This is a genomic window from Streptococcus sp. 3109, assembly GCF_013276905.1.
Classification (GTDB): Bacteria; Bacillota; Bacilli; order Lactobacillales; family Streptococcaceae; genus Streptococcus.
On sequence record NZ_VMLY01000007.1, the window covers coordinates 170,981 to 195,553 of the forward strand.

The window sequence follows — 24,573 nt, forward strand, 5'->3', positions numbered from 1 at the left end:
CTTTCCTCTCTATCAAGTCTAGCTTTGGGCCACTTGACTTTCTTCCTTCTTTTCCATGAGATAAATATCTCCGAAACTTTCCTCTTGCACGAGGATCAGCTCCTGGGTTTTGATTAACTCTAGGGTTGCCAAAAAGAGGGTAATGACCTCTTGGAGATTCTGGGCTTCCTTAAACAAATCCTGCAAGCGCAACTGGTCTCGTCCAGTCAAGGACTCTTTCACGATAATCATCATGTCCTCAATCTTATACTCATCCCGCAAGATGGTCGTGTGGTTCTGAGTAAACTCCTCTTTTTTCTTGGCTAGGATATTTGAAAAAGCCAAAAAGAGGTCAATGGTCGTCTTGTCATGCACAAGCTCCGCATCTTCGTAAATCAACTCTGTCGGTGCTTTGGAATAGTACTGGGCCCGTTCTTGGTGCTTGGCTTCCAAGCGCTCCCCTAAGAGCTTGAATTTGCGGTATTCTTCGATTTGAGAGAGAAGATCCTGCTCTAGGTCATCCTCCAAGTCTGTCACTTCTGCTACCTTTGGAAGTAGTTTGCGACTCTTGATCAGCATGAGCTGACTGGCCATGACCATGTACTCCCCCGTCACTTCCAGACGCATGGCCTGCAGGGTTGAGACATAGGCTAGATACTGTTCGATGACTTCTGTGATAGGCACATCGTAGATATCCATCTGGTACTTAGAAACCAGGTGCAAGAGCAAGTCCAGAGGCCCTTCAAAATCTTTTAGTTTAATATCCATTATCTATATTTTTCTAAAGTCAGGACTGTTTTTAATCCTAATTTTTTTGCAATTTCGTACAAATCGACCTTGTTTTCTATTTGTCGTAGAATGAACTGTTCCCGCAAGGCTTGGGCTGATAAGGCCGGAAAACCTTTCTCCTTGACAAAGGATTCTAGCTGACGAAAGGCCCACTGACGAGAATAGGCTTTCCCTCCCCTTTCAAAGAGATAAGTCTGCCCCATCAAGGGTTCTAATTCTGAAAGCAAGGTCGTGGGAATGGTGACAATCCTCTGTTGGGAAGCCTTCTTGATTCGCAACACCTGAAAATCCAGATTGATATCTGCAACCTTGATGGCTAAAATCTCACTGGGCAAGAGCCCCATTTCCAAAATCAGGAGAGCCAGTAAGCGGCCCTCTGGATAGTCGCTTTCCTGCCAAAAAGAGTCTAAGTCTAACAGTTCTGGCTTTTCGGTCTTCTTTTCAGCTTGTTTAGCTAATTCCAAGCGGTAAAAGCTATCCACTTCTCCTTTTTGATAGAGAAAGTAGAGAAATTGGTTACAGGTCGAAGTCTTTCGCTTCTGAGCGCTGATTTTTAGATTGACTAGCTGGGCTTGGTAAATCTTGAGACTGGTCTCAGAAATCCGCTCGCCTACAATGTCTAAAAATTGCTCCAAATCATACCTATAGGACTGCTTGGAATTGGCAGACAGACCCTGCTTTTCCTCTAAAAAGTCTGAAATCCTGTCTTTTATTTGCATCGAATCTCATATTCCTTACTAAAGTCATGCAAGAGGGCATTGACTGCCTTGAGGATAGACTTGCGCGTGATAATTCCTTGGAAAATACCAGACGCATCCACAACCGGCAAGAAGGACTCATCTACCAGCTTGTGCAAGACCTCCGTAATGGTAAAATCAGGCGAGACGACCGCTACGTCCGTTCTCGTCATATGAACGATATCCGTATCTGCCATGATTTCTTGACTCAAATCATGCTCCATCTGATAAGCCATAATATCTCTGAGCCCAATCGTCCCAACAAACTGTTTTTCATCTGTCACAACGGGAACACGGGTATAGGTCATCTGACTGAGCAAGAGGGTTGCATGATCCGCATTGTGAGTATCAATCAACACGGCTAGATTTTCAGCAGGGGTCAAAAAAGTTTCCTCCTGCCCCAACAAGAAAGTCTCAAACTCCTTGGCAATCATCGGCTAAACTCCTTGGACAAGCCCGGATACACCTCATGGACTCGTGTCAAAAAGTCCACTTTAAAATAACTGTCATCAATCTCCACACGAGCATAGAGACACTCTCTGATGGTCCCACGTGGTTGACTGATGGAACCTGGATTTAGAAAGAGGGTCTTGCCTTCCATCCAAGCGCTTGGCACATGCAAGTGACCATAAAGGCAGATATCGGCCTCTTCTTCCTGAGCCCAGTAGTCCAACTTTTGAAAGTTGAAATTGATGTCAAACAAATGACCATGAGTTTGGATAATCTTGGTCGAACCAAGCTCAGTCACCAAACGTTCTGGGTAGCCTGCATAGAAGTCCATATTCCCTTTAACAACGCGGATGCCCTCCCAAAGGGGAGAATCTGGACGCAGTTCAGAATCGCCGTTATGAAAAACAGCATCAACTTTGCCCACATAGCGATCACGGATTTCTTCCACAATCAAGCTATCGCCATGAGAATCGCTCATTACAATGATGGTTTGCTTTGCCATGATGGAAATACCTCCAAAAGTTTCTTAACAGCTAAGGCACGGTGAGATTGACTATTTTTTTCTTCAAGGGTTAACTCAGCTGAGGACTTGCCTGTCTCTCCTACAAGGAAGAGAGGATCGTAACCAAAGCCATTTTCCCCCTTAGGTTCAAAGTTAATGTAGCCTGGCCAGTCTGCTTCTACCACCAAACTTTCCTTGTTTGGACTGGCTACGACTAGGGTTGTATGGAATTGAGCAGAACGATCCTTGAGTTCAAAGACCATGGCCAATTCGTGCAAGAGTTTGGCGTTGTTTTCACGGTCAGTTGCTCCCACACCTGCGAAACGAGCTGACCAAACGCCTGGCAAACCACCAAGGACATCGACTTTAAGTCCAGAATCATCTGCCAGAACCATCTTACCTGTTAATTGGGAAATGGTTTCTGCCTTGAGACGGGCATTTTCTTCGAAGGTCATACCTGTTTCTGCTACTTCAGGCAGGTCAGGGTAGTCATTAAGATTCTCCACATCGTAGCCTAACTTATCAAAGATAGCTCGGAATTCCTTGGTCTTGCCCTCGTTACGAGTCGCAATCAATAAGGTTTCTCTGACCTTGTTTGTCTCAAAGAAGGCTTCTACACCAACACCTTCTTTAGGTAATTCTACATGCAGGAGCTGCCCATTTTCAACCAAGAGCAAAGCCCCCTGACGTTGAATGACTTCCACATTTCGTCCCATTTCTTGGTTGAGGATATCTACCACAAAAGACAATAAACGGTAGAGAGAACCATAGCGTAAAACAGTAACAGAAACAGGAAAACCTCGATCCTCATCTCGAAATCTTTGGGCAAACTCCAATAGAGGAAAATCCAAGTCATCATCCGTCAACGTCCGGACGCCACCAAAAATACCATAGGACCCGACATACCAGTCCTGTTCATCCTTATATTCATAAATTTTATTTGTCATAATTCTACATGCTCCACATGAATCTCTTTTTCCAGCCATTCTTCACCAATTTGTGCAAAACTTTGGCTGCTGGCTGTTGTGTAAAAACGGTGATTAAGTGGTCCAGCATCGCGACCACGATTGATTTCAAAATAATTAAGTAAGACTGAAATGTCCCGTACACACTCTGTCCCACTATCGATAAGTTGAACCTTGGGCCCCATGACATTTTGGATGATGGGGCGAAGGAGTGGATAATGGGTACAGCCCAAAATCAGGCTATCTACCTTTCCAACCAAGGGACGCAGGGTTTCATAGACCACTTTCTTGGTAACACTGGTTGACAGGGCACCAGACTCCACCAAGGGAGCAAACTTGGGACAGGCCAAACTCTCCACCTGTAAGTCCGGATCCAAATCATGGATTTTCTGACGGTAGATATCTGATTGTACCGTCATGGGTGTTCCAATCACTCCGATTTTCCCACCTTGACTGGACTTGATAGCTGCCGAAGCTCCTGGCAAAATAACACCTAGGACAGGAATATCTAGTTGAGCCTTGATTTCTTCCCAGACGACCGCAGTCGCAGTATTACAAGCAATGACAATCATTTTGACATCCTTGGTCAAAAGAAAGTTGACCAACTGCCAAGTATATTCACGAATTTGCTCAGCAGGACGGGGACCATAGGGCGCCCGTGCCGAATCTCCAATATAGACGATTTCTTCATGGGGAAGCTGGCGCATGAGCTCGCGCACAACGGTCAAGCCCCCGACACCCGAATCCAAAAAACCAATTGGTCGATTATCCATACAGTCTTCTTTCTAGTCTTTTTTCTGATTGATAGTTCATTATGATTATTGATCCTTATGAACTGAATGACAGCCTAAGCAATAACTATCTCTCTTAATCATAATCAAATATCAATAGAATGCAAGGAAAAAGTCTCATTCCTAAATCCTTAGCCAACATAGTGAGAAGTCTGGAACTTTCATCCCAGACTTTTCCTTATTTATTTTTTCTTTTTATTGTTAGCAAGGGCTGCCTTTTGTTGGCGGATGATTTGGTGGTAAACTTGTTGTACCTTAGCTTCGCTTGGTTTTTGACCATTTGCACTCAAAAGAGTACGAACTGCTTCAGCATTCAAACGTGGGTTGTCAGCGAATTCTTTTTCAATTTGCTTACGAACCAAGTACATTCCTCCAAGAGCTCCTCCTAGAAAAGCTAGCACAATCAATACAATTGCTAAAAGTAAATCCATCATTTTTCTCCTGTTTCTTTTTGAGTCTCTTTCATTATACCACAAACTAGCCACCCTGACCAGTTTGTTTTACGCTTTCAGAGATGGAATAGACAGCAAAAAGAACCCTGCTTTTCTGCGAAAGAGGGTTCCTTACTAAGTTTAATTTACATAAATAGCCAGTGTTTGATAAGGTTTGAGTAGAATTTTTTCAGACACTTCTGCATCTTCATAGTTTGAAAGCAAAATCTGTCCATTTTGGTAGGCTAGAGGTAAGTCAATTTCCACTTCTGTAGCATAAAAGTTATTGAGCACTAGTAACTTTTGATCCTCATACTGGCGTTCAAAAGCATAGACTTGTTTGCTATCTTCAAAGGCTGGTTTGTAACTTCCTTCTGAGATGATAGGCATTTCTTTGCGAAGTCGAATCAAGTCTTGATAGAAGGTGAAAATCGGACCTTGGATTTCATTTTCTACATTGATGTGAGGGTAGGATTTTCCTGCCTTGAGCCAAGGTGTCCCTACTGTAAATCCTGCATTTTCCGAAGAATCCCACTGCATGGGAATTCGTGAATTATCACGCGACTTAGCCTGAATAATCTGGAAGGCTTCTTCCTGACTCTTCCCTTCCTCTAAGAGCATCTGATAAGCATTAAGCGATTCGACATCCACATAATCAGCCATAGAATCATAATCAGGGTCAATCATCCCGATTTCCTCGCCCATATAAATATAAGGTGTCCCACGTGACAGGTGAATGCTGGCTGCTAGCATGGTAGCCCCTTCCTTGCGAAAGTTCTGAATATCGACAAAACGATTCAGGGCGCGTGGTTGGTCGTGATTGTTCCAAAAGAGGGCACTCCAACCGCCTTTATCACTCATTTCCTTACCCCAACTATGGTAAAGACTCTTCAACTCTTCAAAATCAAAGGGAGCCAAGGTCCACTTTTGCCCATCTTTGTAGTCCACTTTGAGGTGATGAAAATTAAAGGTCATGGATAATTCCTGACGGTCAGGCGACGAATAGAGGACACAATTTCCCATGGTTGTAGAAGACATTTCCCCAACTGTCATAAAGCTATCGTCTGATCCAAAAGTAGCTTGATTCATCATACGCAAATAGTCATGAACAATGGGCTTGTCTGTGTAAGCTGGCTTTCCTTCACTTTCAAGACAATCCACTAAGACTTCATCCTTGCCAATCAAATTGATCACATCAAATCGGAAACCTTTGACACCCTTGTCGCGCCAGAAATTAACAACCTTGAAAAGCTCCTTACGAACATTGGGATTGCGCCAGTTCAGGTCAGCCTGGGTCTCATCAAAGAGGTGAAGGTAGTATTTCCCCGTATCCCCGAAAGGTGCCCAAGCAGAGCCACCAAACTTAGACTGCCAGTCTGTTGGTTGGTCTTGGATGAAGAAAAAGTCTTGGTAATACTTGTCACCTGCTAAGGCTTTCTGAAACCATTCATGCTCTGTCGAACAATGATTGAGCACCATGTCCAGCATAAAGTCAATCTTGTGCTCTTTACCGACACGCACCATTTCCTCAAAATCAGCCATATCACCAAAAAGAGGATCTACTGCCATATAATCTGAAATATCATATCCATTATCCCGTTGAGGGCTTGGATAGAATGGATTGAGCCAGACCATATCCACGCCCAGTTTGGCTAAATAGGGGATTTTTTCGATAATCCCACGGAAGTCCCCAATACCATTTCCAGTGGTGTCTTTGTAAGATTTTGGATAGATTTGATAGACTACTTTTCCTTTATCAAGTGTCATCTGTTTCTCCTTTTCTGATAAAAGGGAGGAAGCTGTCTTCCGTCCCTATATGTGCTATTTTCATTAGATTCGTGTTGCGACCATGAGAGCTTCTCCAGCTTGGATTGTTGTCGGATAAACTCCAGTGATAGTAGCTGTATAAGCATCTTGATTGGTAATAATGACAGGAGTTTCTGTTACGAGACCTGCAGCCTTAATGACATCCATATCAAAACGAATCAGTTTCTGACCAACTTTGACATGATCTCCTTGAGCTACAAGACTTTCAAATCCTTTGCCATCAAGACCTACTGTATCCATACCGATGTGGATGAGCAATTCCACCCCCTCGTCAGAGACAATACCAATGGCATGCTTGGTAGGAAAAAGAACCGTCACTGTCCCATTGACTGGAGAAGTCAACTCACCTTGGCTTGGTTCAATGACCAGACCTTGCCCCATGACACCTGAAGCAAAGACTGGATCAGTTGCTTGACTTAGTTCTTTTACTTGTCCTTCAAGTGGGCTAACAATTTCTACTGGAGTATTTTCTACTGGTTCATGGCTCACAAATTCTGCTTCTTCTTGAGCAACGAATTCTGCCTGCAAGTCCGTATCGTCCTCTGTTTTTGTAAAGAGATCAGCCTTGCGGAAGAAGAAAGTCAAGAGCATTGGAACAAGAATAGCGACTAGCATAGTTCCTGCAAATGGCAGCATGTATTGAGGTTGAATAGAGAGGATACCTGGCAAACCACCGATACCAATAGAAGCCGCAGTTACATTAAAAGTAACGGATAACATGCCTGCAAGAGCTGAACCAGTCATTCCAGCTACAAATGGATAGATGTATTTGACATTGACCCCAAAGAGGGCTGGTTCTGTAACACCGAGATAGGCTGAAATAGTGGCAGGAAGTGAAACCTGAGCCTCACGCTCATCATGACGGTGCATGAAATAGTAAGCAAATACGGCCGAACCTTGGGCAATATTAGAAAGAGCAATCATTGGCCAGAGGGCAGTTCCACCAGCATCCGCAATCAATTGTGTATCAATGGCATTGGTCATATGGTGCAAACCTGTGATGACAAATGGAGCGTAAAGGGCACCAAAAATTGCACCGAAGAGCCATTTAACTGGACCCGTTAAGCCTGCCAATACAACTGATGAAAGCCCTTGACCAATTGTCCAACCGATTGGTCCCAAAACAGTATGAGCCAAAATCAAGGCTGGAATCAATGACAAGAAAGGTACAAAAATCATAGAAATCACTTCTGGGATATGCTTGCGCCAGAAAATTTCAAGATAAGACAGACTCAAACCTGCAAGCAAGGCTGGAATAACTTGGGCTTGGTAACCGATACGATTAACAGTAAAGTAGCCAAAATTCCAAACCCAGTTTGCTGCAATTTCTGATGCAGGTGTTGAGGCAACTGCATAGGCATTCAGCAACTGAGGCGATACCAAACAGATTCCGAGAACAATTCCCAAGATTTGGCTGGTTCCCATCTTACGAGAGACAGACCAGGTAATCCCTACTGGTAAGAACTGGAAGATAGCTTCACCAGGCAACCAGAGGAAGTGATTAACCCCTGCCCAAAACTGAGAGGATTCCGTGATGGTCTTGCCATCTAACATCGACCAATGCACACCTTCCAAGACATTACGGAAACCGAGGATCAATCCACCAACAATCAAGGCTGGAATAATCGGAGTAAAGATTTCCGCCAGAGTGGTCATAACACGTTGGACCACATTTTGATTGCTCTTAGCTGCAGACTTGGCTGCTTCCTTGGAAACACCCTCAATACCTGAAACAGCTGTAAAATCATTATAAAAGATGGGCACGTCATTCCCAATGATTACCTGAAATTGACCTGCATTGGTAAAGGTTCCTTTGACTGCTGGAATTGACTCGATAGCCTTAACATTCGCCTTCTTGTCATCTCCTAAAACAAAGCGCATCCGTGTCGCACAGTGGGTTACGGCAGTCACATTCTCTTTGCCTCCAATTGCCTGAAGCAGATCTTTGGCTTCTTGTTCAAATTTTCCCATTTGATTCTCCTTATACTTGTCAAAGCAAGTTTGATTTGATAGTTCTATTGTAAACGATACCAAACTTGTCTGCAACTTGTTTGATGTAAAAAGAGGATTTTTTTGTCATTTTTCTAGCACTTGTATGATAAAATAGATACAGGTGTTCATTGAACTAGACTAAAAAGCCATTTAATACTCAATGAAAATCAAAGAGCAAACTAGGAAGCTAGCCGCAGGTTGCTCAAAACACTGTTTTGAGGTTGCAGATAGAGCTGACGTGGTTTGAAGAGATTTTCGAAGAGTATAAGGAAGTACCATGAAGAAATACCAACAATTATTTAAGCAAATCCAAGAGACCATTCAAAACGAGACTTACGTTGTCGGAGAGTTCCTTCCTAGCGAGCACGACCTCATGGAGCAATATCAAGTGAGTCGTGATACCGTCCGAAAGGCCCTGTCTCTCCTCCAAGAGGAAGGATTGATCAAAAAGATAAGAGGGCAAGGTTCTCAAGTCGTCAAAGAAGAAACCGTCAATTTCCCTGTATCCAACCTAACCAGCTACCAAGAACTAGTTCAAGAACTTGGACTGCGCTCTAAAACCAACGTGGTCAGTCTGGACAAGATTATTATTGATAAAAAATCCTCACTAATAACCGGCTTCCCAGAATTTCGCATGGTTTGGAAGGTGGTCCGCCAGCGTGTGGTGGATGATCAAGTCTCTGTACTGGATATTGACTATCTGGATATGGAACTAATCCCAAATATCACTCGCCAAATTGCTGAGCATTCTATCTATTCTTATATAGAGGACGACCTCAAACTCCTTATTGATTATGCTCAAAAGGAAATAACCATTGACCACTCAAATGACCGAGACAAGATTCTCATGGACATTGGCAAAGACCCTTATGTCGTTTCGATTAAATCAAAAGTCTATCTCCAAGACGGACGCCAATTTCAGTTTACCGAAAGTCGCCATAAATTAGAAAAATTTCACTTTGTAGACTTTGCAAAGCGCAAAAAATAAAAGACTGAGACACTAGATCTCAGCCTTTTTCTTTATCCCAAAACTAATTCATCACTGACCAGACTTTGGCCACTATTTTTCTGGAAAAGATGCATGAGATCTTCAACTGTCAGATGCTTTTTCTCTTCTCCTTTGACATCTACCACTATCTTGCCTTGATAGAGCATAATGAGACGATTACCATACTCAATCGCATGGTTCATATCATGGGTAATCATCAGAGTAGTCAACTGATGGGCTTCCACAATCTTTTGCGTCAAGTCCATCACCATTTGACTCGTTTTCGGGTCAAGTGCCGCAGTATGTTCATCCAGAAGCAAAAGTTTGGGCTTCACCAAGGCTGCCATGACTAGGGTCAAGGCCTGTCTTTGTCCTCCTGAAAGGTATTGAGTATCCACTTTCAAGCGATTTTCAAGACCAATATTCAACTCTTTTAAGGCTTCTTGGAACTGGATTCTATCCTTCTCCTTCACGCCCCAACCAAGCCCTCTCTTTTGCCCACGTCTCAAGGCAATGGCCATATTTTCCTCAATCGTCAAACGCGAAGCTGTTCCCATCTTAGGATCCTGAAAAACACGGGCGATATCCTTGGCTCTCTTTCTGACACTCAGATTTTTAATGGATTTACCTGCCAATAAAAGATCTCCTTCGTCCACAGATAGATTGCCAGCCAAGATATTCATCAAAGTGGATTTACCTGCTCCATTTCCACCGATTACAGAGATAAAATCTCCCTCTTCAACCTCTAAATCTAATCCTTTGAGGACATGGTTCTCATTGACCGTCCCTGCTTCAAATGTCTTGTGAATATTTTCAAGTGTTAATAAACTTGCCATAACTTTCTCCTCCTATTCATTTCTCAGTTTCAAACCACGAATCTTTAATCTCTTTTGCAATTCTGGTGCAAATAAAACCAAGGCAAGCAAGATTGCATTAAAGAGACGAACCAGGTTTTGATCTAGATTTGGAATTTCATAGATATTTAAAATAATCAAACGGTAAACAATAGCACCGATTCCGATGGATAACAAGCGGCCTCCAATGGTCAAATCGTGTATCAAAACTTCCGCAATAATAACTGCACTCAAACCAACAACGATGGTTCCTGTCCCAGAAGTCACATCTGAAAATCCATCATTTTGGGCAAACAAGGAACCACATAAGGCAATCAAGCCGTTTGAAATCATGTAACCAACAATCTTCATGGTGTCTACATTAACCCCATTTGCCTCACTCATCGGAATATTGTCCCCAGTCGAACGCAAGACTAATCCAATCTCCGTTTTCATCAAAAGAGTCAAGACCAAACAAACAAGTAAGAGACAAACCAAGCTGAGCGTGAAAACAGCTTCTTCAGTTGTCAGTCCTAAGCTCGCCAACTGTTTAAAGACAGTTGAAGAATCTCCCAAGGAAAGATTGGGTACACTGCCCATAATTTTAATATTGATCGAATAAAGCCCTGTCAAGGTCACAATCCCTGTCAAGAGTGCTGGGATTTTCATCTTGGTATGGAGCATTCCTGATACTAGACCTGCTACCATACCTGCAAACAAAGCAAGTACGGTCGCAATCCAAGGATTTGTCCCTGCCTGTATCTGAGATACGACGACAGCCGCCCCCAGTGGAAAGGCTCCCTCAGCAGTCATATCCGCAATATCCAAAATACGGAAAGTCAAGTAGACCCCAATCGCCATAATCGACCACAACAAACCTTCTGATAAACTAGATAATACAAAATTCATCTCAAACCTCCTTATTCCTTGCCTTCTAACTTACTAATATCAATTCCCAATGCATCTGCCATTTCTTGATTGGTATGCAATTCCAGCTTTTCAGGCAACTCAACTGCTATATTTTCTGGCTTCTCACCTTTTAAGACACGAACCAGCATTCTTGCTGTCTGTCTTCCCAATTCTTCATAATTGGTTCCGTAGTTATACAAGCCACCCACAGCAATCATTTCTGTTGAACCACCAAATACTGGAACCTTGTGTTTAATAGAAACCTGCTTAACTGTTTCCATGGTTGATGAAATGATATTGTCCGTTGGTACAAAAACCATATCCACCTCTGTCATCAAGCTCTCTGCCGCAGCCTTGACGTTATTACTGTCCAAGATTGTTTTTTCAACAACGGTAAATCCTTTTTCTTCCAGAAGACGCTTAGCTTCATCCTTTTGGACAACTGAGTTTGGCTCGCTCTGAGTATAGAGAATTCCAATTGTTTTAGCTTTTGGCAACACTTTCCTTATCAAATTGATTTGGGTTGAAATGGCATCTGATGACTGATCGCTTGTCCCAGTTACATTGCTCCCAGGATGCTCTCTTGACTTAACCAACTTGGCACTGACAGGATCTGTTACCGCTGAAAAGATAACAGGTGTCGCTTGTGTTGTATTGGCCAAGCTCTGAGCAGAAGGCGTTGCGATAGCTAGAACGACATCACTAGATTCTGCTAGTTGCTGGGAAATCGTTTTTAGATTTCGTTGTTCTCCCTGTGCATTTTGCAAATCAATCTCAATATTTTCCCCCTTAACATAGCCTTGTTTAGCCAGTTCATCTACAAAGCCTTCTCTAGTAGCATCTAGAGACTGGTGGGTAATAAATTGCGAAATACCGATACGAAACACATCTTTTTTCTTATCTGCCTTCAACTGATGCAAACTGATCAGAGAGGTCAAGAGAATTCCCACTACCAAGAGGGGTGCTAGTAATTTTCGAACAACTTTCATAATGAAACTCCTTCTCAGAAAAGATAAAACAAAAAACCGCCTAGATACTATCTAAACGGATGCTTGAAATAATCTAACAAGTTACAACTTAGCTAGTCCATTTAGATATTCATCTATATGGACCACAATCAAAAATCTTAGCCACATAGATACAAACAAATTGCTTGAACTGTTTGCATCCATGGTGACATGTCTACAAACACTATCTAAAGTAGCTAAAGTAAAAGTTTTGATTCATCGTTACAGCTTGTCTTTTATTCATTTCTTTTTCTGCTTTCTTTTTTGATGTTTCCTATCTTACCACCTTTTTCATTAGCTGTCAAGAATATTTCAGAATTTTTTAAAATTTTTTGAAAATTCTTTCAAGGAGCTTTCAATTCTTTTAGGATAATTTCAAAGATTTGCCCATTAGACAAAATAGAAAGATTTGAAGACTTTTATGGTATTTAGTTGTACTAGAGCCTTTTAAAAGTGTTTTGATGGCTTGTATTTCTTCTTTGGTTGATTTCATATCACTATTATATAATGCGTTTTGATTTTAGTATAGTATTAAACTGACTCTTAGCAGTCGGACAAAAAATCGACAGTTATTTTATACTGTTTAAAACCAATAGTCAATACGACAATCTCTTTACTTTTCGGTTATCAACTCTGTAGATTGCTAACATATCCAAAATAAGCCAAGTATCCCGAGGATAGGCAACATATCTAGGTGTCCAAATAGGATTAAACTTTTGTTTATACTGTCTAAGACCACTAAATGAATAGAATCGATTAGTGAAGGCATAGATGAGATAGGCTACTTTTTCTTGTAGAAAGCTATGTTTCTCAGTTCCTACATTTGACAACGGCGCCATACCTAATTCAAATAAACTAACTCCTTCTTCTTTAAAATGAAGTAATAATTTCACAAAGAGATAATCCATAATACCATTGGGTACTGTCCTTAAGTGGTAGCGCATCAAATCGATGCTAGCTTCTTCAGGACCATTACAAGCTAAAAAGGTAACAAAAGCCTGAACCTTATCTTCCTTATCCCTTACAAGGGCTATTGGTGCTAATTGAATGTACTTCTCATCAAAAAATCCAAGTGAAAACCCTTTTTCTTGACGACCATCTAGCCAATTATACGATATTTCTTTAAGGGTGTTAAGCAACTTCTTATCAAAAGGTGGTTGTAATACTTGGAATTGCTACCCCTTGCTTTCTAATCGATTAACAACTGTTCTAAATTTCTTTCCTTGTTTTCCTTCGGTTGTAAATCTATCGAGTAATACCTGAGCAGTCTCCCCAAATTTCATAAAGTCGTACCCATATTCATGAAGTAATAGGGTGGTTTCTTGATTAATTTCGTAGAAAATAACAGAGACATTTGTGTCCTCCGCATCCTCTAAAAACTTCGATAAGCCTTTTTCTAAGTATCCTGACTGTGCCAGTGGATCCGACATAACGACACATTTATTATTTTCAATTGCAAATTGGAAAACAACCTTGTCTTGACCATCCTCTTGGTACCAATAAAGGTATTTGTCATCTAAATAAGCCAGGGCAGCATCTAAATTTATATTTGGTATTGTTGCAATAAAGTCTTGATAACGTTGCTTATCGAAAACTTCTCCAAAATTCTCTTTGGTTTGATTACTCTCACGGAGTACCAAAACATACGAAATCACCAATATCAGAGACGAGCCAAAAAGATGAATCCAGTGTGTAATCAAATGAGGAAGATGTTTAACTTCAAATACATGATGAGGGTTCAAATGTCCTAACAAAACAAGGGTCAAGAAGAAACTTCCACCAATATACGATATATCCTTACAACAATCTTCCCAAGCATAAATATAATGACTGCGAACAAATGTATTTCTAATCCACCATATGATAGACAAAATAATGATTAGAAAAAAACTACTTGCTAATGAAAAACTACCAATATTCAAATAAACAAGGCTTACTAGACCTAGTACAGTAGCTAATGGTAATGTAAATTTTAAACGTCGTTTAACTAGTCTTGCAAGAAGGAAGAAGTGAACGCCGAGAATGATACTAGGAAGTTGAAAAACAAACTGTCCAGTGCTAGGTGAAAGTTCTTTAAACAAAGGAAGATGTCCTAATTCTTGAGGAACTATAGCTGACACCACGAGGAAGAAAGCAAAAAGTCGCAACCCCCAAACCAATACTATAGTGGATAGTGATTCAATAACCTTTTGGGGAATTCCCAAATATTTCTCATTAAGTCGGCCACCCATATTTTTAAAGAATAAAACAACTCCTAAACAGAAAGGAAGAATATAATAGAATAAACGAAATACTAGTAACCAACTTAGCGCCTGATCTTTATCAATACCAAGGGCAACTAAACCAGATACCATAATTAAATCGAAACTACCTAGGCTACCAGGAATCATCGATATAATGCCAATTGTAATAGCAATCATAAAGAGGGGGATTACATCATAAATTGGTAAATTGTAGCCTAAAACATACCCAACCAAAAGGAAAAAACTTAATACACTAGCCCAATCAAGGGCAGAAGTTAGCACTAAAGATAAAATTGTCCTTCCACTCAATTGACCAAAATAGACCCATTTTTTTCTATTTGAAACAAATAAAATAATTGGAAGATAGAGACAAGCTCCCAAAAGAGCTGGCCAATATTGTTTAATCCCCATTGAAATAGGAAATATAATTGTGAAAATTAAACTTATCAGTGCAAACAGTGAGAAACCACTCATAAAATAAGGGATGACACGAGAAATTCCTTGCATACTTTTTTCAGAGCGTTCTTCATCTCCATAGAAAGAATAGCGTAAACCAACATCCACCAAACCGGCAAAGCCAATCATATTATTCAAGCTATTTATAGTCCAACTTGTTTCTAGTAAGTAAGATAATTTTTGTTTCTGATTAAGTTCTTTATTTAGGATTCTATCATAGAGCATCATTGGCGCAACAGCCATAGAACCAAAGAAAACTAAACAAATCAGTTTTATTGGAGAGAGTTCCCCCAAGATTGCTCCAACCTTATCAAACGAAATTGTCTTAAAAAGTCTGATTATCTCTACAATAACGAGACTAACAATAGATAAAAATAAGGTAATCTTGATGAGTGTCTGCCATTTTTTCATGCAATTCAAAATTGTTCTCACAAGCTCATCCTCTTATCCTAATAAAGTTTGTAATATTGGAATAACAACGATAAATAGAACCGTACTTAGAGTCACCACATTCGTAGAGAATTCCACGTCTCCTTTTCCCTGATTAGCAAGGATTGGGAGAACAGCTAGAGCTGGTGTAGCGGACTGAATCATAAAGGTCTTAAATTCTACTGTCGCCATATTTGGTGCAGAGAACTTCAATACAAGAAGCATAATCAGAGGAGCTAGGATAAAGCGTCCAACTAAAGTGACAATTGTATCCTTATCAAAAGTAATAGTATTCAAGCCTGCCTTTGCAAGAACGATACCAATATAAATCAGAGATAAGGGAGTGACGATATTTCCTACATAAGTTAAGGTATTCGTTGCGAAATCTGGAATGGAGATTCGGAGAATCAAAAATAGTAGAGCGACAAGAAAACCTACAAGCGGAGCTGGAAGCAATTTCTTCCAGTCAAATTTAGTTTTCTTCTTGCTTTGACCCGATTTACTATCGCTCGTCATCACATACACGCCTAATGTCCAGGTAGAAATCGTGTTGGTGATATAGTAAATTAAGAAATATGGAAGAGCCTGATTACCAAAAAGAGCAACGTTTAATGGTAGACCGATAAAAATAGTATTGGCATTCACAAAGGTATTAATCATGGTCCCTCGCCGTCCTGGACGAACCTTGAAAAGCCTAACTGCAATATAAGCTACGATATAGCCCAATTTAAATGCTACAAAAGTATAAAAGAGTCCTCCAGAAAGACTGATTAGTTTATCTAGCGTTAGGTATTTCATCACCGACACAAAGATTGACGCTGGCAAGGCTACATTCATGATTAAACGAGACAGGTTAGGTCCAAAGGCATCCCCAAACCATCCCCTCACCTGAAGAATATACCCCAAAACAATAATAGCAATAATCGGAATGATACTCGTAATCGAAGTTAAAAAGAGTGACATAGGTGTCCTTTCTAAATTACTTAAGTCCACAGCCCATACAAATCTGCCACTATAGAAGGATAGCAGCAGAAATGAATTATTTATACTCTGGATACCACTTCAAATCACGAACTGCTTTGGCCATATCTGTTTCCTTAGCGCGTGCAAGATCTTGCTCTTGTGCTTTTTCAGCGACTGCTTCTGCTACTTTAATAGAAACATCTGCTACATACTTGAATGGCGGCAAGACAGGAGTTCCTGGCTGGCCTGGATTGACAATACCACTTAATGAATGCGCCGCTGCTCCAATCATTTCATCAGTCAAAAGACTTGCTTCAGAAGCCAGCATACCTAGACCAAGACCTGGGTAAATCAGGGCATTGTTTGCTTGACCAATCACATAGTCTACACCTTTATAAGAAACCGTATCAGCAGGAATTCCTGTTGCGACAAAAGCTTTGCCATCTGACCATTCAATCAAATCTTTGGCACTAGCTTCTGCCAATTTAGTTGGATTTGACAAAGGGAAAATCATTGGACGTTCTGTGTTTTCACACATAGCTTCTACTATTTCTTTAGTGAAGGTATTAGGCTGAGTTGAAGTTCCTACAAGAATAGTTGGCTTCACAGTCTTCACTACTTCAAGCAGGTCAGTCAACTTATCTGCGTTACTAAAATCAGCACGTTTCTTAGCAAATGGTTTTTGCTCTGGTGTCAAGTCATCCATGTCATCAAAGAGAAGACCTTGTTTATCAACCATAAAGAAACGTTTATAGGCTTCTTCTTCAGAAAGACCTTCACTTACCATTTCACGAAGAACACGAGAGGCAATTCCTGCACCCGCAGTACCACCACCATAGCAGAGATAAACTTGATCTGTTAATTTTTCACCACTAATATCCAGCGAACCAAAGATACCACCCAAGGTAACGATTCCCGTACCTTGAATATCATCATTAAAGGTCGGAATTTGTTTCCGGTATTTTTCAAGAATATTGGCAGCATTCAAGCGACCAAAATCTTCCCAGTGAAGGTAAAGTTTAGGAAAGAGACGTTCTGCTGTTTGAACAAATTGGTCAATGAAGTCGTAGTAACGATCTCCGCGGACCCGTTCGTGACGATTTCCTAAGTAATTAGGATTGTTACGAAGTTCTTCACGGTTAGTCCCTGCATCAATGACTAAAGGAAGGACCATTGAAGGATCGATTCCAGCAGCAGCCGTATAGACCATCAATTTCCCAACAGAAATATCGACACCATTTGTTCCCCAGTCGCCAATTCCAAGGATTCCTTCTGCATCTGTTACAACAATGAGACGAATCTCGCGACCCCCGGCAGCGTTTTTCAAAGTGGCTTCAATATTTTCAGGATGATTGATATCAAGATATCCCGCATATTGGGGATCTACAAAAAGATCACTATAGCCTTCAATGGTATCTGCAATGGTTGGATCATATACAATTGGATTGAATTCTTCCAAATGTTGAGAAAAGAGGTAATAAAAAAGAGTCCTGTTGGTATTAAAAATTTCCATTAGGAAAAGACGTTTTTCCAGATCATTGGCTTTTGTTTGCATTTGTGCATAAGTTTGCGCCGCTTGTTCTTCAATCGTTTGAACATACGGTGGCAGTAAACCAATAAGGCCTAGTTCCTTTCGCTCCTCTAAGGTAAAGGCAGTACCTTTATTGAGGAAAGGATTGTTTAAAATATCATGTGCAGTCATAGTGCAACCTCCTTTTTACTTATATTATACCACATGAAACGAATTGTTCATAAAACGTTGTTGTTTAAATAATACAATTGTATACGCATATGTTATAATGAGTCTACGAGAACAATTTCTAATAGGCTCTTTTATACTTAAAACACTATTATTGATAATACTTTAAGTTGTTATATTTTATAAATTTCTGAACTCATCAAACTCTCGATGATCACTCTTTACTAAAAGTTTCGAGTAAAATAAACCAATCATACAAATTGACAATCCTAATTAAAATAAATATCATATAAGTTCGCTATGTAGTACTTTGTATTTTTTAAGGTGTTTTTTTGTCATATAAAACTTGTATTCTATTTATATGACAACTAAAAACTATTTACAACAATATATTTCCCAAAAAGTGAAATATTTTCGAACACAGAATAAAATGAGCCAGGAAGAACTTTCGGAACAAGCAGGACTCGGGCTTAAATATATCAATCAACTTGAAAACCAAAATGTGAATCTGACCATTCACAGTCTTGAAAAAGTGATTGACGCCCTAGAAATGACCCCAGAGGAATTTTTCAATTTTGATAGCCTTGAATCAACCTCTGATAAGAGTGGCAATCTTTCACTCAAAAGAATCAACATGAAGATTAAACAGCTCCCTATTGATAAACGAGAAAAGATGTTGGTCATTTTTGAGAGTATCTTAGATAATCTTTGAGATTCCTGACTCACTTACATTTTAACTGGTGAATACTCGTATAGTCAAATTGTAGGATACGGATAAAAATTATTTATCTGCTGTTTTCCACTTATTTTCCTTCTCCAACTAATGAAAGTGAGCCCATATGAATTTAAAAGATCTACAATATTTTTATGACCTCTGCCAGCTTCAATCCTATACGGAAGTAGCAAAACAACATAAAGTCAGCCAACCATCTATTTCTTATGCTATCAAGCGCTTAGAGGAATCCTTTAACTGCAAATTGATTCACCATGACCCCTCGCATCGTTCCTTCAAGCTAACTCCTCAAGGACAAATCCTTCTAAAGCATACAGAACTGATTTTACCTGAGGTCATTTCTACTCGCAAAGAAATTAATCGCTCCTTGGCACAATACTCTACTGTAGGATTCCCTCCTATTATCATTCAGTATCTCTTTGCTGCCTTAAACGAAAAAGATAAATTCGATTTTTTAAAAAAGGTACGCCCTATCCGCGGTGGCTCCGTGGAGTTATTAAACCTTCTCATCAAAGGAGACCTTGATGCAAGCCTACTCGGTTTGATTGAACCTCTCAACTATCCTTCAATAGAGTCACACGAGCTATTTCATAAAGAACTGTATGTCGTTTTATCTAAGAACCATCCTTTTGCCACTGCTCCTTCCCTCGCTTTTGAAGAATTAGCAGATCAATCCTTTATACTCTTAGATGAACACTTTGTTCACCTGAAAGCTTTTGAAATGCTTAATCAAAAGTATCAAAACAAGGCAGAAATATTCTTTAAGACTGATGACATTGCCATCCTTAAAGAACTTTTAAAGAAAGGGATCGGCCTTAGTTTACTGGCTGATATCGCACTTTCTGATGAAGATGATGATTTAATAAAAATTCCTCTTATACCGAAGGATAAGATAACTTTTACAGTTTATTACGCTTACCTTAAATCAGCTACACCGTCATCAGAAGTAGAAGCCTTATTTAATCTCCTTAAATCATATGAATAGAAAAAACTCTAACTATCAATGAACTGATAGCTAGAGTTTTTTACATTGTAGATATTAGACTCAATGAAAATCAAAAAGCAAACTAGGAAGCTAACCTCAGGTTGCTCAAAACACTGTTTTGAGGTGGCAGATAGAGCTGACGTGGTTTGAAGAGATTTTCGAAGAGTATTAGACTATAGTAGATTGAAACTAGAGTAATACGCCGCGACTTCTAAAACTTTTCTAGAAATGAATTTGACTTTCCTAATAAAGTTGTTCAGATTTTATTTCATCTCACTATAATTCAATGATTTTCTAAGAATTCTATTTCTTTCGAAAATTCTTTCAAAACGCTTCCAAAGTTTTTCAAATCAGTCCAACAAAAAAGGTTTATAATTTCCATAAAAGTTGGCATGGAAATTATAAAACCAATATTAGTTTAACCCTTGTTGGTAACGCGCCAATTCGGCTTGGTTAGCCCAAACATAGTGACCTGGACGGATTTCTACCATAGATGGCTTATCAGTCTCATAGTCGTGTTGACTTGGGTCGTAAACCTTCAAGACCTTCTTACGTTCCAAGATTGGATCTGGGATTGGTACCGCTGAAAGCAAGGCTTGAGTATATGGATGAATTGGATTGTTAAACAATTCTTCTGTCTCTGCAACCTCTACAATAACACCCTTGTAAATAACTGCGATACGATCTGAAATAAAGCGCACAACCGACAAGTCATGGGCGATAAAGAGATAGGTCAAACCAAGTTCTTTTTGGAATTTTTTGAGCAAGTTCAAGACTTGGGCACGAACAGAAACGTCCAAGGCTGAAATTGGCTCATCCGCAATAACAAAGTCTGGTTGCATGACCAAGGCACGGGCAATACCGATACGTTGACGTTGACCACCTGAGAACTCATGAGGGTAACGAGTCAAGTGCTCAGCAAGAAGCCCCACTTCACGGATAATATTTTTAACTTTCTCTTTACGTTCTTCGTCATCTTTGAACAGATGATGATTGTAAAGACCTTCAGAAATAATATAATCAACAGTCGCACGTTCATTCAAACTTGCGGCAGGGTCTTGGAAAATCATCTGGATACGACGAATCAATTCCGCAGCTTGTTCACGCGATTTCTTTCCATTAATCTTTTGACCCTCAAAAATGATATCTCCATTACTTGTGTCATTGAGACCGATGATAGCACGACCAATAGTTGTTTTCCCACTACCTGACTCACCTACAAGCGAGAAAGTTTCTCCCTTGTTGATAAAGAAGTTAGCATTTTTAACTGCGACAAACTTCTTACTTCCTTCACCGAAGGAAATTTCTAAATCTTTGATTTCTACTAATTTTTCAGACATTTCCTTCCTCCTAGTCTTCCAGATGGGCAAATCCCATTTTTTCACGGATCTTATCGTGGAGATTTGCAATCACAGCTGGTTTTTCTACTTTTGGAGCATCCTCATGAAGAAGCCAAGTTTTAGCCCAATGTGTCTCTGATACTGAGAATTGAGGAGCTTTTTGTTCGAAGTCAATCTGCATTGCATAGTCAGAACGCAAGGCAAAGGCATCCCCTTTCAGGTCAGTATAAAGTGACGGAGGTGTTCCTGGGATTGAGTAAAGATCCCCTTTATCATCAGCAAGCTGAGGCAAGCTAGACAAGAGACTCCATGTATATGGATGACGAGGGTCATAGAAGACTTCCTCAACAGTTCCATATTCAACGATTTCTCCTGCATACATAACCGCTACCTTATCCGCAATACTTGCCACCACACCAAGGTCGTGAGTGATAAAGATTGTTGTGAAATGATACTCGTTTTGTAATGATTTGAGCAAATCAATAATCTGTGCTTGGATAGTCACATCCAAGGCAGTCGTTGGCTCATCACAGATTAAGACATCAGGTCGGCAGGCAAGGGCAATCGCAATAACGATACGTTGACGCATTCCTCCAGAATATTGGAATGGGTATTCATCAAAACGTCTATCTGCGTCTGGAATCCCAACCTTATTCATGTAGTCAATGGCCAATTCTTTTGCTTCTTTAGCTGTTTTTCCTTGGTGTTTTACAATAACTTCTGTAATCTGGCTACCAATTGTTTTAATGGGGTCCAAACTAGTCATTGGGTCCTGGAAGATCGTCGCAATCTTAGCACCACGAATTTGTTCCCAATCTTTATGAGAAGACAAGGCTGTCAAGTCCTGACCACGGTAGTCAATACTTCCTTGGGCAATGCGACCATTTTCTTCAAGCATACCTGTGAAAGTCTTTGTCAAAACAGATTTCCCTGATCCTGACTCACCTACCAAGGCTAATACTTCTCCTTCAACTAGTTCAAGGGAAACGCCGCGAATGGCTGTCAATACTTTGTCACGAACGTCAAATTCCACGACAATATCGCGAGCAGTCAAAATTACATTTTTTTCTTTTGTCATTTCTACTCCTATCTATGTGTACGTGGATCACTAGCATCCGCTAAGTTTTGACCAACTACGAAAAGGGACAAGGATACCAAGACAAGAGTTGTCAATGGAATCCAGAACAAGTAAGCATTGGTTGTTACGTTTTGTGAATAATCTGAAATCAAACGACCCAAACTTGGCACTGTAATTGGTAATCCAAGACCGAAGAAAGACAAGAAGGCTTCGTATGAGATAAAGCTTGGAAGCATTTGAGTCATGGTTGTCACAATAACAGATACCAATTGTGGCATGATGTTTTTGGCAACAATCTTCAAGGTCGGTGTTCCCAAAGTACGTGACGCCAAGTTGTATTCCAAATCACGGTAACGCAAGATTTGCACACGGATCATGAAGGCAATTCCAATCCATGTCGTCACACTCATAGCAAAAATTAGATTCCAGAATCCAGCTCCGATTGAGTAAGTCAAGACAATGACAATCAAAAGAGATGGGATGTTTGAGATGACATTATAAACTTCCATCATCACACGGTCAACTGATTTTGAAATTCCCCAAATACCACCGACAAAGACACCGATAACCAAGTTAATCACTGTCGCAATCACAGAAATGAGGATAGAGTTACGAGCTCCGAACCAGACACCGTCAAAAAGAGATTTACCGTTACTGTCTGTACCGAACCAATGCTCAGCATTTGGCTTGATATAACGAGCACTAAAGTCGTTTACCTTGCTGACATCATTGAAATCAAACTTAGAAAACATTGGGTAGATGAAACTCATCAAAATGATGGCTACCAAGATTCCCAACATGACTACAGTTGATTTTTTCTTCATAAATTGTCTAAACACTGACTTCCAGTAAGAATATGCTGGCGCATCAATAGTTTCAGAGGCAAAATCGTCACGTTTTACAAACTGAAATTTTTCTTTATCGATTGTAGACATTATTTGCCTCCTTTCTCAGTCAATTTAATACGTGGGTCAATAATGGTCATCCAAATATCTCCCAAAAGAAGTGAGAAGATAGAAATACATGTAAAGATGAAGACAAGACCAACGACCATAGAGTTATTAGATGCTTTTACAGAGTCAATCAACATTTTACCCATACCTGGGAAGGCAAAGACTGTTTCAGTAAGGGTTGCACCACCGATAACCCCAATAACGGCACCAGGAATTCCTGAAACCAGCGGAACCATGGCATTTTTGAAGATGTGTTTGTTTGAAATTTCTTTTTCAGACAAACCTTTTGCACGAGCAAAACGAACAAAGTCTTGAGATTGCAAGTCAATCATGTAACGACGAATCCAAATAGCTGTACCAGGAGCACCCAACAAACCAAGGATAACTGCTGGTAAAACGTAAGAACGCCAATCTCCAGCACCCAAGATAGGGAATGAATCTGGTAAACCAATTGAGGAACCAATCAATCGAACAATATAAACAAGGGCGATTGTTGGAAGTGCCATCAAAAAGGTCAAAGCCCCTGTTGAGAAGCTATCGATCCAAGTGTTCTTGAAACGAGCCATGGCTGAACCAAGTGGCACGGCAATCGCATAAGAAATCACCAAACCAATCAAACCAGCAATAGCAGAGCTGACAATCATAGATGGATATTGGTAATTACTTTCAGTCGCTGTATAAGGATCATCTTTCCCATAGCTAGCTACTTCACGAGAGTCAGCCTGACTAGGTGACTTGTAGGTTCTTGAGTAAATATTTACAGAAGACGTTTTCTTACCTGTTGGGAACTGAACTTGGGCAGTTTTGGTCTGTCCTTGACCTTGAGTAATAACCTGAAGAACTGGTGTATTAGCATAGGTTGGATAAGAGTCACCTAAATTGATATTCACAAAATTTTGATGCACAAATGGGAACTGACTGTTGAAGTATAAGAGATATTTATGTTTAGTACCTGAACCGACCAATGACCATCCGATAGCTGGATCATTTTCGAAACGAAGGTAGCGTTTCAAGTCTGGATTTTCAGGGTCTTGAATTTTATTTGTATGATCAATATCAATCAAGTTAGCATAGAAGTGAAAAACACGTTCAAAAATTGGAATTTCACGAGTAGCATAGAATTGACCACTTTCAGTAAATTCTCCCAAAGTCCAACCATGACCTAATTGATTGATGTACTTTTCATAAATAGCTTTATTGGTCGCATTTGCCTCTACTGTTACAGAAGAATCCATGCTACTTGCCTTTTCTTGCAACTCCTTAGTATCATAATACTCAATGTAGCCCATACGCTCAAACACAGTATTTTCATAGTTATCACGTTTATCAGCCGTTGTCGCAATTTTATTATAGTTAGGGTCCTGTTTGAAAATCAATTTTCGAGGAACCAAGGTATAGATAATCGTGTAGGTCAAAGTCGTTACTAAGAAAATCGAAACCAATGACCGCAAAACACGCATAAAAATATATTTTTTCATATTATTTCCTTTAAAA

21 protein-coding genes and 2 pseudogenes are annotated in these 24,573 nt (G+C 40.1%); 3 read left to right on the forward strand and 20 right to left on the reverse strand.

The window, feature by feature from the left end:
* Positions 1–18: 18 nt before the first annotated feature.
* The 9 genes from HT698_RS05165 to treP form a co-directional block, all read right to left on the reverse strand.
* Complete coding sequence (locus HT698_RS05165) at positions 19–747, reverse strand: segregation/condensation protein A (RefSeq protein ID WP_173219670.1); 729 nt, start codon at positions 745–747, stop codon at positions 19–21.
* Positions 747–1,481: a site-specific tyrosine recombinase XerD gene (gene xerD / locus HT698_RS05170; protein ID WP_316043873.1), complete on the reverse strand. Its 735-nt coding sequence runs from the start codon at positions 1,479–1,481 to the stop codon at positions 747–749. Before xerD ends, HT698_RS05165 begins: the two co-directional genes overlap by 1 nt.
* Positions 1,478–1,939, reverse strand: a complete 462-nt coding sequence (gene cbpB / locus HT698_RS05175; protein WP_004260968.1) for a cyclic-di-AMP-binding protein CbpB — start codon at positions 1,937–1,939, stop codon at positions 1,478–1,480. The genes xerD and cbpB overlap by 4 nt, the downstream gene beginning before the upstream one ends.
* Positions 1,936–2,457 (reverse strand): metallophosphoesterase, encoded by a 522-nt coding sequence (locus tag HT698_RS05180; RefSeq protein WP_164226033.1) that lies wholly within the window; start codon positions 2,455–2,457, stop codon positions 1,936–1,938. The genes cbpB and HT698_RS05180 overlap by 4 nt, the downstream gene beginning before the upstream one ends.
* On the reverse strand, positions 2,433–3,404 hold the full coding sequence (locus tag HT698_RS05185) for a nucleoside-triphosphate diphosphatase (RefSeq protein ID WP_153224008.1): 972 nt from the start codon (positions 3,402–3,404) through the stop codon (positions 2,433–2,435). The genes HT698_RS05180 and HT698_RS05185 overlap by 25 nt, the downstream gene beginning before the upstream one ends.
* The gene (gene racE / locus HT698_RS05190; protein WP_173219676.1) at positions 3,401–4,195 is read right to left on the reverse strand and encodes a glutamate racemase; all 795 of its coding nucleotides are present in this window, start codon (positions 4,193–4,195) and stop codon (positions 3,401–3,403) included. The genes HT698_RS05185 and racE overlap by 4 nt, the downstream gene beginning before the upstream one ends.
* A gap of 200 nt (positions 4,196–4,395) precedes the next feature.
* Positions 4,396–4,644, reverse strand: coding sequence for a YneF family protein (locus HT698_RS05195; RefSeq protein WP_000364990.1), 249 nt, complete (start codon positions 4,642–4,644; stop codon positions 4,396–4,398).
* Between the two features lie 141 nt (positions 4,645–4,785).
* Positions 4,786–6,411, reverse strand: a complete 1,626-nt coding sequence (treC, locus tag HT698_RS05200; protein ID WP_164226031.1) for an alpha,alpha-phosphotrehalase — start codon at positions 6,409–6,411, stop codon at positions 4,786–4,788.
* A gap of 63 nt (positions 6,412–6,474) precedes the next feature.
* Positions 6,475–8,442, reverse strand: a complete 1,968-nt coding sequence (treP, locus tag HT698_RS05205) for a PTS system trehalose-specific EIIBC component (protein ID WP_164226030.1) — start codon at positions 8,440–8,442, stop codon at positions 6,475–6,477.
* A gap of 298 nt (positions 8,443–8,740) precedes the next feature.
* Between treP and treR the strand changes: the two genes are divergently transcribed.
* On the forward strand, positions 8,741–9,451 hold the full coding sequence (gene treR, locus HT698_RS05210; RefSeq protein ID WP_164226992.1) for a trehalose operon repressor: 711 nt from the start codon (positions 8,741–8,743) through the stop codon (positions 9,449–9,451).
* A 32-nt stretch (positions 9,452–9,483) separates the two neighbouring features.
* Here the strand turns inward: treR and HT698_RS05215 are convergent, their stop codons facing one another.
* The 7 genes and pseudogenes from HT698_RS05215 to HT698_RS05245 all read right to left on the reverse strand — a co-directional run bounded on the left by HT698_RS05215 (position 9,484) and on the right by HT698_RS05245 (position 17,993).
* Positions 9,484–10,287: an ATP-binding cassette domain-containing protein gene (locus HT698_RS05215; protein ID WP_164226991.1), complete on the reverse strand. Its 804-nt coding sequence runs from the start codon at positions 10,285–10,287 to the stop codon at positions 9,484–9,486.
* Between the two features lie 12 nt (positions 10,288–10,299).
* On the reverse strand, positions 10,300–11,193 hold the full coding sequence (locus HT698_RS05220; protein ID WP_173219679.1) for an ABC transporter permease: 894 nt from the start codon (positions 11,191–11,193) through the stop codon (positions 10,300–10,302).
* A gap of 11 nt (positions 11,194–11,204) precedes the next feature.
* The gene (locus HT698_RS05225) at positions 11,205–12,182 is read right to left on the reverse strand and encodes an ABC transporter substrate-binding protein (RefSeq protein ID WP_173219682.1); all 978 of its coding nucleotides are present in this window, start codon (positions 12,180–12,182) and stop codon (positions 11,205–11,207) included.
* 391 nt (positions 12,183–12,573) lie between these two features.
* Positions 12,574–12,693: pseudogene (locus HT698_RS05230) on the reverse strand (IS630 family transposase); the annotation flags it as partial.
* 103 nt (positions 12,694–12,796) lie between these two features.
* Positions 12,797–15,310: pseudogene (gene mprF, locus HT698_RS05235) on the reverse strand (bifunctional lysylphosphatidylglycerol flippase/synthetase MprF).
* A 33-nt stretch (positions 15,311–15,343) separates the two neighbouring features.
* Positions 15,344–16,291, reverse strand: coding sequence for an AEC family transporter (locus tag HT698_RS05240; protein ID WP_173219685.1), 948 nt, complete (start codon positions 16,289–16,291; stop codon positions 15,344–15,346).
* 76 nt (positions 16,292–16,367) lie between these two features.
* A complete protein-coding gene (locus tag HT698_RS05245; RefSeq protein WP_173219688.1) occupies positions 16,368–17,993 on the reverse strand; it encodes a malolactic enzyme in 1,626 nt (541 codons plus the stop codon).
* A 358-nt stretch (positions 17,994–18,351) separates the two neighbouring features.
* Between HT698_RS05245 and HT698_RS05250 the strand changes: the two genes are divergently transcribed.
* Positions 18,352–18,702, forward strand: a complete 351-nt coding sequence (locus tag HT698_RS05250) for a helix-turn-helix transcriptional regulator (RefSeq protein ID WP_164226984.1) — start codon at positions 18,352–18,354, stop codon at positions 18,700–18,702.
* Between the two features lie 127 nt (positions 18,703–18,829).
* Positions 18,830–19,708, forward strand: a complete 879-nt coding sequence (locus HT698_RS05255; protein ID WP_173219691.1) for a LysR family transcriptional regulator — start codon at positions 18,830–18,832, stop codon at positions 19,706–19,708.
* 413 nt (positions 19,709–20,121) lie between these two features.
* Here HT698_RS05255 and HT698_RS05260 read toward each other — a convergent pair whose 3' ends face one another.
* Genes HT698_RS05260 through HT698_RS05275 form a run of 4 tightly spaced genes read right to left on the reverse strand, consistent with a single transcriptional unit; the run spans position 20,122 to position 24,557 of the window.
* Positions 20,122–21,048 (reverse strand): ATP-binding cassette domain-containing protein, encoded by a 927-nt coding sequence (locus tag HT698_RS05260; protein ID WP_173219694.1) that lies wholly within the window; start codon positions 21,046–21,048, stop codon positions 20,122–20,124.
* Between the two features lie 10 nt (positions 21,049–21,058).
* Positions 21,059–22,126, reverse strand: coding sequence for an ABC transporter ATP-binding protein (locus tag HT698_RS05265; protein ID WP_000159551.1), 1,068 nt, complete (start codon positions 22,124–22,126; stop codon positions 21,059–21,061).
* Between the two features lie 8 nt (positions 22,127–22,134).
* Positions 22,135–23,061: an oligopeptide ABC transporter permease OppC gene (gene oppC, locus HT698_RS05270; protein WP_000103703.1), complete on the reverse strand. Its 927-nt coding sequence runs from the start codon at positions 23,059–23,061 to the stop codon at positions 22,135–22,137.
* Positions 23,061–24,557, reverse strand: coding sequence for an ABC transporter permease (locus HT698_RS05275; protein WP_000759899.1), 1,497 nt, complete (start codon positions 24,555–24,557; stop codon positions 23,061–23,063). Before HT698_RS05275 ends, oppC begins: the two co-directional genes overlap by 1 nt.
* Positions 24,558–24,573 lie beyond the last annotated feature (16 nt).

Excerpts from the sequence above, each read along its gene's own strand:
- HT698_RS05195 (WP_000364990.1), bottom strand. The coding sequence starts at position 4,644 with ATGGATTTACTTTTAGCAATTGTATTGATTGTGCTAGCTTTTCTAGGA.
- HT698_RS05265 (WP_000159551.1), bottom strand. The coding sequence starts at position 22,126 with ATGACAAAAGAAAAAAATGTAATTTTGACTGCTCGCGATATTGTCGTG.
- treR (WP_164226992.1), top strand. The coding sequence starts at position 8,741 with ATGAAGAAATACCAACAATTATTTAAGCAAATCCAAGAGACCATTCAA.
- HT698_RS05215 (WP_164226991.1), bottom strand. The coding sequence starts at position 10,287 with ATGGCAAGTTTATTAACACTTGAAAATATTCACAAGACATTTGAAGCA.
- HT698_RS05245 (WP_173219688.1), bottom strand. The coding sequence starts at position 17,993 with ATGACTGCACATGATATTTTAAACAATCCTTTCCTCAATAAAGGTACT.
- HT698_RS05180 (WP_164226033.1), bottom strand. The coding sequence starts at position 2,457 with ATGGCAAAGCAAACCATCATTGTAATGAGCGATTCTCATGGCGATAGC.
- HT698_RS05250 (WP_164226984.1), top strand. The coding sequence starts at position 18,352 with ATGACAACTAAAAACTATTTACAACAATATATTTCCCAAAAAGTGAAA.
- HT698_RS05185 (WP_153224008.1), bottom strand. The coding sequence starts at position 3,404 with ATGACAAATAAAATTTATGAATATAAGGATGAACAGGACTGGTATGTC.
- HT698_RS05220 (WP_173219679.1), bottom strand. The coding sequence starts at position 11,193 with ATGAATTTTGTATTATCTAGTTTATCAGAAGGTTTGTTGTGGTCGATT.
- HT698_RS05225 (WP_173219682.1), bottom strand. The coding sequence starts at position 12,182 with ATGAAAGTTGTTCGAAAATTACTAGCACCCCTCTTGGTAGTGGGAATT.
- cbpB (WP_004260968.1), bottom strand. The coding sequence starts at position 1,939 with ATGATTGCCAAGGAGTTTGAGACTTTCTTGTTGGGGCAGGAGGAAACT.
- HT698_RS05275 (WP_000759899.1), bottom strand. The coding sequence starts at position 24,557 with ATGAAAAAATATATTTTTATGCGTGTTTTGCGGTCATTGGTTTCGATT.
- racE (WP_173219676.1), bottom strand. The coding sequence starts at position 4,195 with ATGGATAATCGACCAATTGGTTTTTTGGATTCGGGTGTCGGGGGCTTG.
- HT698_RS05255 (WP_173219691.1), top strand. The coding sequence starts at position 18,830 with ATGAATTTAAAAGATCTACAATATTTTTATGACCTCTGCCAGCTTCAA.
- HT698_RS05165 (WP_173219670.1), bottom strand. The coding sequence starts at position 747 with ATGGATATTAAACTAAAAGATTTTGAAGGGCCTCTGGACTTGCTCTTG.
- treC (WP_164226031.1), bottom strand. The coding sequence starts at position 6,411 with ATGACACTTGATAAAGGAAAAGTAGTCTATCAAATCTATCCAAAATCT.
- oppC (WP_000103703.1), bottom strand. The coding sequence starts at position 23,061 with ATGTCTACAATCGATAAAGAAAAATTTCAGTTTGTAAAACGTGACGAT.
- treP (WP_164226030.1), bottom strand. The coding sequence starts at position 8,442 with ATGGGAAAATTTGAACAAGAAGCCAAAGATCTGCTTCAGGCAATTGGA.
- HT698_RS05240 (WP_173219685.1), bottom strand. The coding sequence starts at position 16,291 with ATGTCACTCTTTTTAACTTCGATTACGAGTATCATTCCGATTATTGCT.
- HT698_RS05260 (WP_173219694.1), bottom strand. The coding sequence starts at position 21,048 with ATGTCTGAAAAATTAGTAGAAATCAAAGATTTAGAAATTTCCTTCGGT.